This is a genomic window from Pseudomonas sp. 14P_5.3_Bac1, assembly GCF_025466135.1.
Lineage (GTDB): Bacteria > Pseudomonadota > Gammaproteobacteria > Pseudomonadales > Pseudomonadaceae > Aquipseudomonas.
Map to the genome: position 1 here is coordinate 42258 of NZ_JANLOF010000005.1, position 16078 is coordinate 58335.

Sequence of the window (16078 nt, forward strand, 5' to 3'; positions counted from 1 at the left end):
GGCATCCTTTTACTGATGCACGGCGAGCTGGTAGGCCGTGTACTTACGAATGTTGATAACGCCGGTGTCGAAGATCAGGTATTGGCCCTTGATCCCCAACAGCGTGCCTTCGGCAATCGGGTTCTTGTCCAGGTTGAAGCTGACGATCTTGGTCGGATACTGCTCGACCGGGTAGCGGATTTCGATCGGTTCAATGTCGGCAATCGTTTGGATGGCCTGCAGGCCAAAGCGTTCCTGCAAACCCAGCAGGCCTTCGGCGCACGAGGCAAACAGTGCATCGCGCACTTCGGTCAGGTTCACCGCCACCGCATCGCCCTTGAGCAGTGCGCGCCAGTTGGTCTTATCGGCCACCTGGCTGCGAAACAGGTCTTCGACGAAGCCCGATTGCTGGCGGGTCGCCACGCGCATGATCGGCAGCGCCTGGCTGGCGCCCTGGTCCAGCCAGCGCGTCGGCAGCTGGGTAGCGCGGGTGATGCCGACTTTGATGCCAGACGAATTGGCCAGGTAAACCACGTGGTCGGTCATGCAGAATTGCTCGCCCCAGCCCGGATCACGGCAGGTGCCGGCGTCGTAATGGCAACGCTCGGGGCTCATGATGCACAGGTCGCACTGGGCCAGCTTGGTCATGCACGGGTAGCAATAACCCTGGCTGAAACTGGTTTTGGTCTTGCGGCCGCAATGGCTGCAATGGATGGCGCCGAGGTATTCCAGGCGCACGTGCGTGCCGATCAACGGATTGACCGGCACCTCGGTATCGCCAAGGCGAAACGCGTATTGAACGGTCGGCTCACCGAGTTGCGCCGACATTTTGCTGACTGCACCGCGACCAATTTCAATCAATGGATCGCATCCGACTTGAACAGAATGTTCGGCACCGGTGCCGACTTCGATGCGCATTCCTGCGGGCCCATGTAGCCGGTGCGCTGCTCTTCGGGCAGGTTCTGGATTTCCCAGGCGATCACCGCTTGCAGCGACAGCTCACGCTGCTCGGCGGTGAGCTTGCGGCCGTCGGACCACTTGCCGATTTCCACGGCGAGCTTGAGGCTCTCGTAGATGTCCGGGGTGATGTTTTCGATCATTTCAGCAAAAGAGGACATAAGGCTCTTCCTTATCAAATGGAGGCTTTGCGGCGGTTGTACAACCCACCCAGCAAACCCGTCAGGCAACCGATGACCAAGCCGCTCAGATGAGCCGCGTTGGCGATTTCGCCGAAACCGATCATCGAGATCAGCCCCGACATGCAGAGCACCAGCCATATCAGCATCATCGCCAGCACCCCGCGAGGCAGACGATAAGCCGGGTTGGGCGACAGCAACTGGAAAATCCAGCAATGCCCGAGCAAGCCATACAACACGCCGGACAGGCCGCCAAACAGGCTCGGGCCGCCATAGGCGTATTGCGCGTAATTGGAAACCAGGCTGAACAGCAGGGTCAGGCCCAGCAGGTTGATACTGCCCTGGCGCACTTCAATGCGCCGGCCGAGTTCCCAGTACCACATGCCGTTCATGGCCAAATGCAGGATGCCGAAGTGGATCAGCATCGGCGTGACCAACCGCCACCATTGCCCCGACGCCATAGTCTGGGCAAAGGGCGTGAACTGAAGGTACTCGCCCGTCACATGGAACGGCAGAAACGTCAGCCAGCTCATGGTTTGCAGGTTTTCACCCAGCAACGTCACCGCGCCAACAATGATGCTCGCCAGCAGCACCAGCGCCGTCACCGGGCTGTGGCGTACCTGCTGAACAAAGCTGGGACGCGTAACGGGCGCCCGCTCGGGGATGTCCAGTTGCTGGTCCGGGTCACCGTCGGGAAAGCGTTGGTACAACACGCGCACGTCGTCGCTGATGGTTTCGGGCACCCACAACACCTGCTCGCCGGCCTCTTCGCTGACACGATGGGGCACTTGCATGCGTTGCAGCAACTTGACGAAACCCGCCAGGTCGACACTCAGCGGCAAGCGCAAAACAGCTACGGTACTCATGAAATAACCTCAGGGCGCTCAACGTCGACCCAGACGAATTTACGCGGATCCAGCTGGGTTTCCTGGTCCAGCCGATACGCTACCAGCTTGCCGTACAGCACAGCGCTGTAATCCAGGCAGGCCAGGTTCGGGCGGATCGGCGCGGGTTTGCCGCTGCGCCAGTAATGGCCGACGAACAGCAACGGCTCGTCGACGCCATAACGCAGCAGGGAATTTTTTTCGCTGGACGACAGCGGCGTACGCGCCACCGGCTCCGGCAGCGCATCGGGCTGGAACACGATGTCGCCATAGGTTTTCGGGTCGTCTTCCCAGAATTTGGTGCGAAAGAACGAGCGCGTCAGCCCATCGCCGCCGGTCAGCGTCAGGCCATCCGGCAGGCGCATGTCGGTGCCGCGCAGCAGGCGGTCGAAGGCGTTGCAGGCAAAACTGCCCGGTACGGCGGCGGCCTGCAGAAAGTGCTGGTCGATGCAGCCATCCGGGAACGTCGCGCGCAGCGGCTGGATAAAGCCCTCGTCCCAACACGCGTGCACCACACGGAAACGCCCGGCGTCGACAAACAGCGGCATGTCATAGAACCAGCCGAGAAAGTCGTGCCAGTCGGCCGGGTGGTGCTCGAACTGGGTCAGGGTTTCGTGGATCAACCGCGCGTGGCGCGGGTTGTGTTCGCGCACGAACTGCTTGCCACTGCCCGGCGGCGCCGGCGTGGTCCAGCCCAGCGCATTGAACTCGTGGTTACCCATGATGCACAGCGCCTGGCCGGCCTCGGCCATGTCGTGGACGATGTGCAGCGCTTCGCGAATGCGCGGGCCGCGGTCGATGATATCGCCGAGGAACACCGCCATTCGCGTCGGATGGCGCCAGGTGCCGCCCTGTTTGTGGTAGCCCAACCGGTCGAGCAAGTGCTCAAGGGTATTAGCGCAACCGTGCACGTCACCAATCAGGTCGTAGCTACGCGCGGGATCGAGCATCAGTCGCCTCCACCCCCCAAGCGGCTGCCCCAGCCCAACTTGGTCCGGCACACTTCGTAATAGTTGTGGTCCAGCGGGTGGATCAACCGCAACTTCTGCGCCTTCTTGCTCACGGTGATGGTGTCACCGGGGGCGCAGGTGAAATGGTTCTGCCCGTCACAGGAGACTTGCGGGTAGATCTGCATGTCTTTGGACACCACGATTTTCAGCTCACTGTTGCCATCGACCACAATTGGCCGGCTGGACAACATATGGGGGTACATCGGCACGATCACAATGGCATCCAGCTTGGGGTGCATGATCGGCCCGCCGGCCGACAGCGCATACGCCGTGGAACCGGTCGGCGTGGCGACGATCAGGCCGTCGGCCTTCTGGCTGCACACGAACTGGCCGTCGATATACAGCTCGAACTCGATCATCCGCGTCGACTTGCCGGGGTGCAGCACCACGTCGTTGAGCGCGTCGCCCTGGCCGATGGCTTCGCCGTGGCGGCGTACTTCGGCCTGCAGCAGGAAGCGGTTTTCGACCAGGTAATGGCCGTCGAGCACCTTGGCCACTTCGACTTCCAGGTCATCGGGGCGGATATCGGTCAGGAACCCCAAACTGCCGCGGTTGATCCCCAGCACCGGCACGTTATGCCGCGCCAACGCCCGGGCTGCGCCGAGCAGGCTGCCGTCACCGCCGACCACAATCACCATGTCGCAGACTTCGCCGAGCATTTTGCGCGACGAGGTTTGCAGGCCATGGCCCGGCAGGATTTCGGCGATGGTGTCTTCGAGGATCACGTGCAGGTGGCGCTCGAGCAGAAACTTTTTCAGTCGGCGGACGGTGTCCAGCACCTGGGTACTGCCCAAGCGACCGATAATGCCGATATTGCGAAATTGCTCCATGGGGCTCCTGCGGGGTTTGGGGTGTGGCGAAAAACAACGATTATGGGCGAAAGGCCGCGTCAGGCAAAATCCTTTGTCGCCGTGAACCCTTGATGACAATGGTTCTCAGCCACCTGTACAGACGTTAAACGGCTATGCTCGGACCATGACTGTGTTCCCGGATTTGCACAACCTGCCCCGCCAACTGCGCCACCCCGAAGTGCGCGATTTGGCGTGGGTGATGCTTGCCCCGCCGATGCTCGCGCAAACGCCCTGGCCGCAGCGCCACCCGCTGGCCGGCAGTGAGTGGGTGCAGGCACCGCATCTGCTGGAGCGATGGTTACGCGCGCTCGATCAAGACAGCAGCGCCTTGCAGCACTGGCTAAGCCTTGCCCGCACACGGCGCCTGGGCCTTTACTACGAGCGCCTATGGCAATTTGCCGTGCAGCATGCGCCGGGCGTGGAATTGCTCGCCGCCAACCTGCCGATCCGCCGCGCCGGGCATACCTTGGGCGAGCTGGACATGCTGCTGCGCGACCGCGATGGCGTGCACCACCTGGAACTGGCGATCAAACTGTATCTCGGGCCGCAGGACGGCAACGGCCTGGACGCCGCGCAATGGCTGGGGCCGGGGTGCCATGATCGGCTGGACCGCAAGCTGGCACACCTCGCTCAGCATCAGTTGCCGATTTCAGCGCGTGCGGAAAGCCGCGAGGCATTGGCGGCGCTGGATATCCAGCAGTTCGATGCGCATTTGTGGCTCGGCGGGTATTTGCTCTATCCCTGGCCCGGCCAGGCCGAACCCCCTCACGGTGCCCATCCGCAGCATCTGCGGGGGCGCTGGCTGCATCAGCGCGGTTGGCCGACGCTGGTCAGTGCCAGCCCGCCGGGGCGCTGGCAACCGCTGCCGCGGCATGCCTGGCTTGCGCCGGCGCATTACCCGCAGGACGAGGTGTGGAGTGAGCAGCAGATGCAAGGCTGGCTGGCGGCACTGGACCCGATGGCGCCGGCGCAGCTTCTGGTACGCCTGGTTCGCAATGGCGAGGATTGGGAAGAAGCCGAACGCCTGTTCCTGGTGGCCGATCTCTGGCCCAACGTCCCAGGCGTTACTTGACCTTCAGGTGCCGTGCGTACCAGGGCCGCCTCGGCACACGCTTGAACAATGCCTGCAAGCCTTCGTCCTCAGCGGCAAAGGTAATACGCAGCGCCAGCTTCATGGTCTCCGGGTCCATCTCCATCGACCTGCCCATCTGCAAACCCGGCGTGGTGCTGCAGCCGTGGGTGTCCGGCCCCAGCCACGGATCGCCGACCTCCACCCAGCGCCCCTGCGCGAACCAGTTCACGCCATTGACTTCCAGCCGGCTGACCTCACCGGGGTTGAAGCGCTCGTGGGCGCGAAACCAATCCTCGATGCGGTCATCGATCCAGCCGTGAAAATGCCAGAACACCGGGTTTACATGGGATGAAAACGGATCACCGAGAAAATCGTTCTCCGCCGCGTACCAACGCGCGGCAAAGTCCGACGGGTCGCGGGCGAACGGCACCGGCGCGCCGTTGGACGGGTCACGGGGCACCGAGGCCCAACGCATGTGCAACCAGTCGTGCAGGCCCAATTCCATCTCGGAACCCAATTGCCCGAGGCTCAGCTTGGCCAGGTAACGTGGATCGCGGTATTGGGATTCCCAGACCTGAAAGTTGCTGTGGTAAGTCTGGGCCGCCTTGATATCGCTGACCCACTGGGTGTATTCGCTGTCATCCGGCGCCGACCAACAGGGCGGCAACGCGAAGCCGTCGTGGTTATCGAAGTAACGCACAAAGCCCAGACGGTCGCGTTCCAGCGCCGGCTGTGGCTCGGGGAATTGCGGCCACGACGGCAGGTCTTGCATGGAACGCGCAGTGCCGAGCATATGGCGGTGCATGAAAAAGAAGTCGATACCCGAGCCGTTGCGATCTTTGCGTTTGCCGCGTGCGTCGCGTTCCTGGCCGCGCGGGCCGGGCTGCCAGCCGATGCCGCGCAAGGCGTCGCGCTTTTCTTCCGAGAGCTTGTGCCACTGGTCGCGGGTGGCGTGCCAGAGTTGGTGAAACAGGCGGTGCTCCGGCGAAATCAGCCAGGCCAGCAGCGTCGGGTTCAGGCCGATGCGTTGGCGGGCTTCGGGAAACAATTGTTTGTGGGCGATAAAGCGGTTGTCACGCTCGGTCAACGCCAAGGGGCGATCAAGGTTGAGGATCTGCCCGCTGAGGGTGCTGCTGCCGGCGTTAGCGAAGTCGGCCCAGACTTCATCGAGGGTCATCTTGAATTCATAGGCCGGTGCGCCGTCGGCCGCCTCGCGGTCGATCAGGCGCCAGTAAAGCAAGGCGCCCTCGCCTGTCAGCACGTCACCGAGTACGCGGTAACGCGGTTCACCTTCGGCGCGCAGGTTTTCAGCAGTGTCCAGGTAGCCGCGCAGGCCACGGCCACGCGGGGCGATGTCCAGCAGCAGTTCCAGGCCTTGCAGCGGCAAGCCCTTTAGCCCGGCGTCGCGGCCTTCCAGGCGCAGGCTCCACACACCGCGCAAAATGTTCGCCAAGTGCTGGCCTTCAGTGTCGGCCAAATCCACCGTGGCTTCGCCCGGGGTAATGGGGAATTCTTCTTCACGCGTCAGCTCGCGATGGGCATAAAAGGCCGCCGGCACGGCAGCGCCCGTCAGCGCCAGGCCTGCGATGAACCCACGTCGAGAGATCGTCATTGTCTACCTTAGGAAACGGCTTAATCAGAGCTAGAACGTTTGCAGCCTTCGCAAATTTACCGCCGCGCGAAGCGGGCCTAAATTTCCCCGGCGATGGCTCGTTCTTCCCTGATAGCAAAGGCCTCAACTGACTGAGATGGCAATGACAAAACCACGTTCGAAAAAGGCGCTGTTGATCGGCCTGCCGCTGGCATTGGCCATCGGCGCCGGGGCCGGCTTTCTGGTCTGGGACCACTGGTTTCGCGGCAATGCCGGTTACCCGTTGGAGGTAATCAAGCAAGCCAATGAAATGCAGGACCGCCTGCTGTCGTTCGACAGCCACATCACGCTGCCGATGGATTTCGGCACGGCCGGCAATGAGGCCGACAAAGATGGCAGCGGCCAGTTCGACCTGGCCAAGGCGGCGCGCGGGCGCTTGTCCGGCGCAGCCCTGACGATTTTCGGCTGGCCGGAAATCTGGAACGGCCCCAACGCGCCGCATAAGCCCACCGACGGTTTTGTCGAGGAGGCCCGCCACGAGCAAGAGGTGCGCTACAAGATCATCTCCGGCATGGTGCGCGACTTTCCCAACCAGGTTGGCATCGCCTACACCCCGGACGATTTCCGCCGCCTGCACGGTGAGGGAAAATTCGCGATCTTTATCAGCATGCTCAACGCCTACCCGCTGGGCGATGACCTGAACCAACTGGACCTGTGGGCGGCGCGCGGCATGCGCATGTTCGGCTTCAGTTATATCGGCAATAACGCCTGGTCCGACTCGTCGCGCCCACTGCCGTTTTTCAATGATTCGACCGACGCCCTCGAAGGGCTGTCGCCCATCGGCCAGCAGGCGGTGCATCGCCTCAATGACCTGGGCGTGATCATCGACGTGTCGCAAATGTCGACCAAAGCCCTGGAGCAGGTGGCGCAATTGAGCCGCACGCCGATGGTGGCGTCCCACTCGGCGCCACGCGCCTCGGTGGATATCCCGCGCAACCTCAGCGACAAGGAGTTGCAACTGATCAAGAACAGTGGCGGCGTGGTTCAAGTGGTGGGCTTCCCGGCCTATTTGCGTCCGCTGAGCCAGCCAACCCAAGACAAACTCAACGCCCTGCGCGCGCGGTTCGACCTGCCGCCGCTGCCCAACCTGGCCATGGCCCTGATGCCCGGCGACGCAATCATTGCCGCCTGGCCCGAGCAGAAGTTCGGCCAGTACGCCCAGGGCCTGTACGGCATTCTCGAAGAAGAACCCAAGGCCACCCTCAAGGATTGGGGCGACGCCATCGACTACACCGTGCGCAAGATCGGCATCGATCACGTCGGCATCTCGTCGGACTTCAACGACGGCGGCGGCATCCAGGGCTGGGAGAACGTCGGCGAGGTGCGCAACGTCACCGCTGAGCTGATCCAGCGTGGCTACTCCGAAGCCGACATCGCCAAGCTGTGGGGAGGCAACTTCCTGCGCGTATGGGACCAGGTACAAAAAGCCGCCAAGCCCTTGGCCAACCGCTAACCACCTAGAAGCACGTCCATGACTGATCGCCGTACATTTCTCAAACAGGCCGGTGTCTTCGCCGCCAGCCTGCCGCTGGGCGCTGCGCTGATACCTCAAGCATTGGCCGACAACCCGGCACCCGCTGCGAACGACCCATGGACGGGATTGAAACAGCTGTTCAACCAGGACCCGAACTACCTGCACTTCTCCAACTTCCTGGTGGCCTCGCACCCCAAGCCGGTGCGCGAGGCGATCGACCGCTACCGCCAGCAAATCGACCACAACCCAGGGCTGGCGATGGATTGGGGTCTTGAGGAAACCTGGAAACGCGAAGGCCAGGTACGGGAATGGGCCGGTCGCTACTTGAATGCCAAGCCGGCACAAATTGCCCTCACCGGCAGCACCTCCGAGGGGCTGGCGATGATCTACGGCGGGATAAAGCTGCGGCCCGACCAGGAAATCCTCACCACCGTGCACGAGCATTACGCCACCCAGAACGTCCTGGATTTTCGCGTGCTCAAGCAAGGCACGCAGGTGCGCCGGTTCAGGCTGTTCGAAGACGCCAACCGCGTGTCTGCCGACGAAATCCTCGGCAATATCCAGCGCAGTATCCGCCCCAACACCCGCGTGCTGGGCATGACCTGGGTGCAGTCGGGCAGCGGCGTGAAACTACCGATTGGCGAGATCGGCAGGCTGGTGGACGCACTCAACCGTCACCGCGATGAAAACGACCGCATTCTCTACGTGGTGGACGGTGTGCACGGTTTTGGCGTGGAAAACCTCGACTTCCCCGACATGCACTGCGACTTCTTTATCGCCGGCACACATAAATGGATGTTCGGCCCGCGCGGTACCGGCCTGGTGTGCGCCCGTGACGCCGAAAACAAATACGTGACGCCGATGGTGCCGACCTTCTCCGAAGACACCAATTTCGCCACCACCATGACGCCCGGCGGTTACCACGCTTTTGAGCATCGCTGGGCGGTGGACGAAGCCTTCAAGCTGCATTTGCAGTTGGGCAAGCCGCAAGTGCAGGCGCGCATTCACGCGCTCAATAGCGAATTGAAAAGCCGTTTGCTGGCTCACTCGCAGATCGAGCTGGTGACGCCGCGCAGCCCTGATCTCTCCGCCGGTTTTACCTTCTTCCGCGTCAAGGGCCAGGACAGCGAGGCCGTGGTCGCCCACATGATGAAAAACCGCGTGGTGATCGATGCGGTAGACCGCGATGTCGGCCCCGTGATTCGCACCTCCCCCGGCCTGCTTAACAGCTCGGATGAAATCCAGCGTTTCATGAGCTTGCTGAGCCAACGGCTGTGAACCCTTTTTCCTTTGAACGAGATGCCCACATGACTCCATCCCGACTCAAGCCCCTCACTGCCCTGGCGCTGACCGCCCTGTGCGGCGCGCTGTTGCCAGGCCTGGCCCAGGCCGCCACCGCGCAACCGGGCAAAGTATTCAAAGACTGCAAGGACTGCCCGGAAATGGTCGTGCTGCCGGCCGGCACCTTTACCATGGGCACCCCGGAAGACGAAGTCGGCCGCGAGCCCGACGAAGGCCCGATGCATGAGGTGACCTTCGCCAAACCCTTTGCCATGAGCCGCTTCCATATCACCGCCGGTGAATGGGACAGCTATATCCGCCAGACCGGCGTCAAGATCGCCGACGGCGACACCCGCCCAGGGCGCGAATGCATCGCCAGCAAACCACGCTACCCACAAGGCCCGCGCCAGCCGGCGGTGTGCATGGACATGGACGACATCAAGAACTATGTGGCCTGGCTGTCGAAAAAGACCGGGCAGAAGTACCAGATGGTCAGCGAAGCGCAACGTGAATATGCGGCGCGTGCGGGCACCACCGGGCCGTTTCCGTTTCCTTTCGATGAGGGCAAGGGTTACAGCATCGCCAAACATGCCAACACCTACGGCCCGGCGGATGGCTACAGCTATTCCTCGCCAGTGGGCAGCTACCCGCCGAATGCGTTTGGCATGTACGACATGCACGGCAATGTCTATGAGCGGGTTGCCGATTGCGAGCACCCCAACTACGTCGGTGCGCCCACCGACGGCAGCGCCTGGGTCGAACCGAACTGCGAGAGCTACCAGATTCGCGGCAATGACTGGGGCGAAGCGCCCGTGTTTTCACGCTCGGGCAACCGCAACAATATTTACCCGCAAACGCGCGGCGACTGGATTGGCTTTCGGGTAGTGCGCGAGCTTTAAGCGCGGCGCCGTTCAAAATGTGGGAGCTGGTTTGCCTGCGATAGCGGTGGGTCAGTCATCCCTTTATCGCCAGGGCCGCCGCCTTCGCGGGCAAGCCCGCTCCCACATTTTGCCTTGCGTATGCCAGGTAAGGGTTCGCGGCAATGGCTGGGCGGCTGGGCTTAGGGTCGTGCGCAAGCCGTCAAGACCGCCACCATTCAAATGTGGGAGCTGGCTTGCCTGCGATAGCGGTGTGTCAGTCACCCCTGTATCGACAGGGCCGCCGCCTTCGCGGGCAAGCCCGCTCCCACATTTTGGTTCTGCAGGTACCCATAGGGCTGTGTTCAGGCCTGCTTGGCCAACAACTCCAAGCCTTCGTGCAACGCCGGGAACAGGCTGTTGTTGAAGTTGTTCCAGCGCAGTTCGAGGATGGTGTCCTCGGGCGAAATCTCGGTTTTCAGCACGTCGTGAAACACTTCACCCGAATCAATGCCGTTATCCACGTAGTGGAACGACGCGCCGGTGAGGTACAGCGGCTCGGACGGCGTGGTGGCCTTGGTCGCCCAATCCACCACGGTTTGCCCGCGCGCACCATACAACGCGTTCCAGGTGGCGTACGCGCCGCGGCGTTCGTAAGGCGATTCGATGCGCGTAATGCCTGGGTGAATGTTCATGATGCGCCGCGCAAACGGCGCGCCTGGCCGCACCAACTCATCCAGAATCACCAGCAAACCATCCAGCACGACGATATCAGCCTTCAATTCCACCAGCGTGTCGTGCAGGCGGCGCTCGAAATCCTGCTTGCCGGCGATGTGCTCGGCGCTGCCGCGTGGCAGACGGCGATAGGTGGACGGCACGCTCAGCAACAAATCGTTAACCAACCGGCCCTGCACTTGCAGATCCGCCGGGTACAGCCACTGGCGGCCTGGTTTGTAGGCAAAGCCGTAATCGCTGACCAGTTGCTGGTCGCGCGGGTTCTGTTCGTCATCGTCGTACACCACGCCAACCAGGTTGTACGCCTCGCCCAATGGGGTGTCGTTCAACGAGCCCACCAGAAACTCCAGCACCGACTTCATGTAGCGCTCGTGGTCCTTGTAGGCCACCGGCTGCCCGGCCTTGTCGGCTGCGGCATTTCGCAGGGACCACACATACACCAGGTTCTTTTTCGTCATTGTTTCGCTCTCGCTGAATGGACTGCGCGCGGCGTCGATGCACGTGCGCCTACAGCACAAGAACGAACCAGCTGCGCGGCAATTTATGCCGCTCCACCAGCAAAGGGCACGCCGAGCTAAATACTCGCGCCGGCGCTTCGTTTGTCATGGGTAAGGGTCTGTGTGCCCAGCCCCTCTTTTCATTCTCCGGGAAGTACTTATGACCGACCCCAAACGCAGCGCCTTCAAGGGTTTGCTCGCCTTGCTCAGGCCCTTTCGTACCATCGTGACGATCTCCGTCGCCCTCGGCATGGTGGGCGGCCTGGCCATTACCTTGCTGCTGGCCACCATCAATAACGCGCTGCATTCGGTCAACGGCATGACCCAAGGCGTGGTCCTGACCTTTGCGGCGCTGTGCGTACTGGCGCTGATCAGCTCGATCATTTCCGACATTGGCACCAACTATGTCGGGCAACGCATCATTGCTGCCCTGCGCAAAGATCTGGGCGAGAAAGTGCTGTCGGCACCCATCGGCCAGATCGAGCGCTACCGCTCCCACCGGCTGATCCCGGTGCTGACCCATGACGTCGACACCATCAGCGATTTTTCTTTCGCCTTCACGCCACTGGCCATCGCCGCCACGGTGACCCTCGGCTGCCTGGGCTACCTTGCCTACCTGTCGGTGCCGATGTTCCTGATGATGGTGGTGGCGATCATCATCGGCAGCGCCGTGCAATTCATTGCCGGTGGCAAAGGCATCCAGGGCTTCGACTTGGCGCGCAGCCATGAAGATGAATTGCAGCGCTACTACAACGCGATCGCTTCCGGCGCCAAGGAGCTGCGCATGCACCGCCCACGGCGCTATCGCATGAATACCCATCGCATCCAGGAAACCGCAGACCGCATCAGCGATATCCAAGTGCGTTCGGTCAACATTTATATCCTCGCCAAGACGTTCGGTTCGATGCTGTTCTTCGTGGTAATCGGCCTGGCCCTGGCGATGCAGGCCTACAACCCGAACCCCGACCCTACGGTGATCACCGGCTTCGTGCTGGTGCTGCTATACATGAAAGGCCCGCTGGAACACCTGCTCGGTTACCTGCCGGTGGTGGGCAAGGCCAAGATCGCCTTTGGCCGGATCAGCGAGCTGTCGGAGCGCTTCTCCTCCCCCGAACCGCACCTGCTGATGGATGACAGCGAAGCGCCAAAACCGGTCGTCAACAGCCTGGAACTGCGCGGCGTGAGCTACAGCCCACCGGCGATTGAAGGCAGCGAACCGTTCCACCTGGGGCCGATCAACCTGAGCATCAAACAAGGCGATATCGTGTTTATCGTCGGCGAGAACGGCAGCGGCAAGACCACCCTGATCAAACTACTGCTGGGCTTGTATCCGCCCCAGGCGGGCGAGATCCGCCTGAACGGCGAGGCCGTCACCGACCCCGAGCGCGATGACTATCGCCAACTCTTCACAACGATCTTCTCCGACTACTACCTGTTCGACGATCTGGTGCAAGGCAGCGCCACCCACTCACTGGATAGCGCCGCCAAATACCTGGAGCGCCTGGAGATTGCGCACAAGGTCAGCGTCAAGGACGGCGTGTTCAGCACTACCGACCTGTCTACCGGCCAACGCAAACGCCTGGCATTGGTCAACGCCTGGCTCGAAGAACGCCCGGTACTGGTGTTCGACGAATGGGCCGCGGACCAGGACCCGGCTTTCCGCCGGATTTTCTACACCGAGCTGCTGCCGGACCTCAAGCGCCTGGGCAAAACCATCATCGTAATCAGCCACGACGACCGCTACTTCGACATCGCCGATCAATTGGTGCGACTGCGCGCCGGCCAGGTGGTGCACGAAATGGAGCCTGCCTGAAATTTATTTTCCGGTTTTTACAAGTAGGAACGTCTCACTAGTGGTAATGAGAACAATACTCAATAAACACCTATAACTTGCCCACTTAAACATAGAAGAGAAAGCATCCATGCCAGCAAGACTCGGTCTCAGCCCCCTGAGCAAAGCGCTATCCATGCGCCGGGCCCTGAACATCAATCTTCTTCCGAGCGCCTTGGCCCTGGCGATATCGCTGCCGGTTGCAGGTTATGCGCAGGCACAGGAGATCGAGCTGGATATTCCTGCACAGTCGCTAGGGAGCGCACTGCAAGAGTTTGGGCGCCAGACCAACGTGCAGGTGCTGTACAGCCCGAGCGATGTGCAGGGCAAGAGCAGCCGCGCAGTCAAGGGCAAAATGGAACCGCAGCGGGCAATCGACACCTTGCTGGGTGGCACAGAGACAACCCACACCTTCAATGGCAACTCGCTGACCGTGACCGCCGCCGGTACATCCGCAGAGCTGGAATTAAGCCCTACCGAGGTAACCGGCAACGCCCTAGGCAACATCACCGAGGGCTCCGGTTCCTACACGCCAGGCACCATTGCCACGGCAACCCGCTTGAGCCTGACGCCGCGGCAAACCCCGCAGTCGATTACGGTGATCACCCGCCAGCACATCGAAGACTTTGGCCTCAATAACGTCGATGACGTGATGCGCCACACCCCGGGCATCACCGTGTCGGCCTATGACACCGACCGTACCAACTACTATTCCCGTGGTTTTTCGGTCAACAGCTTCCAGTACGATGGCATTCCGTCCACCGTGCGCAACGTTGGCTATTCGGCAGGTAACACCCTGAGCGACATGGCGATCTACGACCGCGTCGAAGTTCTCAAGGGCGCCACCGGCCTGCTCAACGGTGCCGGCTCTCTGGGCGCGACCATCAACCTGATTCGCAAGAAGCCCACCTCGGAATTCAAAGGCCATGTGCAACTGGGCGCAGGTTCCTGGGACAACTACCGCAGCGAAGTCGACGTCAGCGGCCCGTTGACCGACAGCGGCAACGTCCGTGGTCGCGCAGTGGCGGCGTACCAAGACAAAAATTCCTTCATGGACCACTACTCCCGCAAGACCGAAACCTACTACGGCATTACCGAGTTCGACCTGTCCCCCGATACCATGCTGACCGTGGGCTTCGACTACCAGGACAGCATTCCACAAGGTTCGAGTTGGTCTGGTTCCTTCCCGCTGGTGAAATACGACGGCAGCATCAACAAGATGCCCCGCTCCTACAACAACGGCACCACCTGGAGTTCCTGGGAACAAAACACCCGCACCGCCTTTGCCATGCTCGAGCATGATCTGGGCGATGGCTGGGTCACCAAGTTCCAACTTGACCACAAGATCAACAGCTACCACGCCGACCTTGGCTCGATTCAGTTCGTTGAGCCCCAGTCCGATGGCAGCGCGTCGGTCAATGGGCAGAAGTACACGGGCGAAACCAAAAGCACCTCGGCCGATCTGTATGCCACCGGGCCTTTCAGCTTGTTCGGCCGCGACCATGAACTGGTCGTAGGCGGCTCGATCGGCACCTCGCGCTGGCAGGGCAAGGGTTATTGGTCACCGGAATGGCCAGGCGGCAACAAAGTCGATTTCTATAACTGGAATGGCAAGATCGCCAAGCCGATCTACGGCCCGGTCCAGCAGTACACCGACGACAATATCCGTCAGACCGGCTACTACGTGACGACACGCTTGAACGTAATGGATGACCTGAACGTGATTCTCGGCGGTCGCGTCGCCAACTATCACGTCACCGGTATTAACCCCTCCTATAAGGAAACCGGCCGGTTCATCCCGTATGCGGGTGTGATCTATGACCTGAACGACAATTTCTCGGTGTACACCAGCTATACCGATATTTTCCAACCTCAGGAAAGCACCTATAAAGACCGCAACCAGACGCTGCTGGAGCCGGACGAAGGGCAAAACTACGAGATAGGCTTGAAGGGCGAGTTCTTTGACGGCCGCTTGAACACCAGCCTTGCGTATTTCGAGGTGCATGAGACCAATCGCGCTATCTCTGACGATGCCTACAACAACCAAACCCCGACACCCGACAACTATGCGTTCAAGGGTTCCAAGGCCGTCACCAAAGGCTACGAAGCAGAAATCTCCGGTGAGCTGAGCCCAGGCTGGCAGCTGCAGGGCGGTTACACCCACAAGATCGTGCGCGACGAAGACGGCAAGAAAATCTCCACCTTCGAGCCGGAAAATCAGGTCAACCTGAACACCACCTACAAACTCAAGGGCGCTCTGGACAAGTTCACTGTCGGTGGCGGCGTGCGCTGGCAGAGCAAGGCCTGGAATGAGATCTGGAACCAGCCGCTCAATAAAAACCAGGACATCACCCAGTCGTCCTATACAGTGGTGGACCTGATGACCCGCTACCAGGTCACCAAGAACCTCTCGGCGACCGTCAACCTCAACAATATCTTCGACACCACCTACTACACCAACGTGGGCTTCTATAACTCGGCCGCCTACGGTGATCCGCGTAACGTGATGTTCAGCACTCGCTGGGACTTCTGATCAAATGCACTGATCGCCCAAGCGATCAACCCAACGCCCGATGAAAGCGCCGCTCTCATCGGGCTTTTTTATGCCTGTGTATTAAGGCCATGCTCGGTCAACTGTGGGAGCTGGCGTGTCTGCGATGCATGCACCTCGAAATATCAGGCCCCCAGTCGATGCCATCGCAGGCAAGCCAGCCTCCACAGAAAATCACGTCTGCGGAGCCCTTTTTTGATGCCTGCCCGGCCTGAAATCCAGCACAAAAAAACCCGCATCAATGATCCGGGTTGATTCGTGCGTCGCCC

13 protein-coding genes are annotated in these 16078 nt (G+C 61.1%); 6 read left to right on the forward strand and 7 right to left on the reverse strand.

What is annotated here, in order from left to right; genetic code table 11:
- Window positions 1-9: 9 nt before the first annotated feature.
- From NTD89_RS00855 to NTD89_RS00875, 5 genes are read right to left on the reverse strand one after another with little or no spacing between them, the layout of a single operon-like run.
- Window positions 10-840, reverse strand: a complete 831-nt coding sequence (locus NTD89_RS00855; RefSeq protein WP_262206145.1) for a DUF2797 domain-containing protein — start codon at window positions 838-840, stop codon at window positions 10-12.
- On the reverse strand, window positions 837-1097 hold the full coding sequence (locus NTD89_RS00860; RefSeq protein WP_017138108.1) for a YeaC family protein: 261 nt from the start codon (window positions 1095-1097) through the stop codon (window positions 837-839). The genes NTD89_RS00855 and NTD89_RS00860 overlap by 4 nt, the downstream gene beginning before the upstream one ends.
- Window positions 1098-1111: 14 nt before the next feature.
- Window positions 1112-1981, reverse strand: coding sequence for a rhomboid family intramembrane serine protease (locus NTD89_RS00865; RefSeq protein WP_145165716.1), 870 nt, complete (start codon window positions 1979-1981; stop codon window positions 1112-1114).
- Window positions 1978-2952, reverse strand: a complete 975-nt coding sequence (locus tag NTD89_RS00870) for a metallophosphoesterase (protein ID WP_410017198.1) — start codon at window positions 2950-2952, stop codon at window positions 1978-1980. The genes NTD89_RS00865 and NTD89_RS00870 overlap by 4 nt, the downstream gene beginning before the upstream one ends.
- On the reverse strand, window positions 2949-3839 hold the full coding sequence (locus NTD89_RS00875) for an NAD(+) kinase (protein WP_010210870.1): 891 nt from the start codon (window positions 3837-3839) through the stop codon (window positions 2949-2951). Before NTD89_RS00875 ends, NTD89_RS00870 begins: the two co-directional genes overlap by 4 nt.
- A gap of 145 nt (window positions 3840-3984) precedes the next feature.
- Between NTD89_RS00875 and NTD89_RS00880 the strand changes: the two genes are divergently transcribed.
- Window positions 3985-4932: a DUF1853 family protein gene (locus tag NTD89_RS00880; RefSeq protein WP_262206126.1), complete on the forward strand. Its 948-nt coding sequence runs from the start codon at window positions 3985-3987 to the stop codon at window positions 4930-4932.
- Here NTD89_RS00880 and NTD89_RS00885 read toward each other — a convergent pair.
- Complete coding sequence (locus tag NTD89_RS00885) at window positions 4925-6544, reverse strand: PvdJ/PvdD/PvdP-like protein (protein WP_145165719.1); 1620 nt, start codon at window positions 6542-6544, stop codon at window positions 4925-4927. The genes NTD89_RS00880 and NTD89_RS00885 overlap by 8 nt on opposite strands.
- Window positions 6545-6686: 142 nt before the next feature.
- On the opposite strand from NTD89_RS00885, the gene pvdM reads away from it, so the two are divergent.
- The 3 genes from pvdM to NTD89_RS00900 are packed head-to-tail and all read left to right on the forward strand — an operon-like array spanning window position 6687 to window position 10237.
- Window positions 6687-8036 (forward strand): pyoverdine-tailoring dipeptidase-like protein PvdM, encoded by a 1350-nt coding sequence (pvdM, locus tag NTD89_RS00890; RefSeq protein ID WP_262206127.1) that lies wholly within the window; start codon window positions 6687-6689, stop codon window positions 8034-8036.
- An 18-nt stretch (window positions 8037-8054) separates the two neighbouring features.
- On the forward strand, window positions 8055-9335 hold the full coding sequence (locus NTD89_RS00895) for an aminotransferase class V-fold PLP-dependent enzyme (RefSeq protein ID WP_262206128.1): 1281 nt from the start codon (window positions 8055-8057) through the stop codon (window positions 9333-9335).
- Window positions 9336-9364: 29 nt separating this feature from the next.
- Window positions 9365-10237, forward strand: a complete 873-nt coding sequence (locus tag NTD89_RS00900; protein ID WP_262206129.1) for a formylglycine-generating enzyme family protein — start codon at window positions 9365-9367, stop codon at window positions 10235-10237.
- Window positions 10238-10560: 323 nt separating this feature from the next.
- Here the strand turns inward: NTD89_RS00900 and NTD89_RS00905 are convergent, their stop codons facing one another.
- Entirely contained in the window at window positions 10561-11388 is an 828-nt protein-coding gene (locus NTD89_RS00905) for a N(5)-hydroxyornithine transformylase PvdF (protein WP_094950653.1), read from the reverse strand.
- Between the two features lie 199 nt (window positions 11389-11587).
- On the opposite strand from NTD89_RS00905, the gene NTD89_RS00910 reads away from it, so the two are divergent.
- Both NTD89_RS00910 and NTD89_RS00915 read left to right on the forward strand, forming a co-directional pair.
- Window positions 11588-13240 carry a cyclic peptide export ABC transporter gene (locus NTD89_RS00910; RefSeq protein WP_262206131.1) on the forward strand — a complete coding sequence of 551 codons (1653 nt, stop codon included), beginning with the start codon at window positions 11588-11590 and terminating at the stop codon, window positions 13238-13240.
- 109 nt (window positions 13241-13349) lie between these two features.
- A complete protein-coding gene (locus NTD89_RS00915; RefSeq protein WP_262206132.1) occupies window positions 13350-15791 on the forward strand; it encodes a TonB-dependent siderophore receptor in 2442 nt (813 codons plus the stop codon).
- Window positions 15792-16078 lie beyond the last annotated feature (287 nt).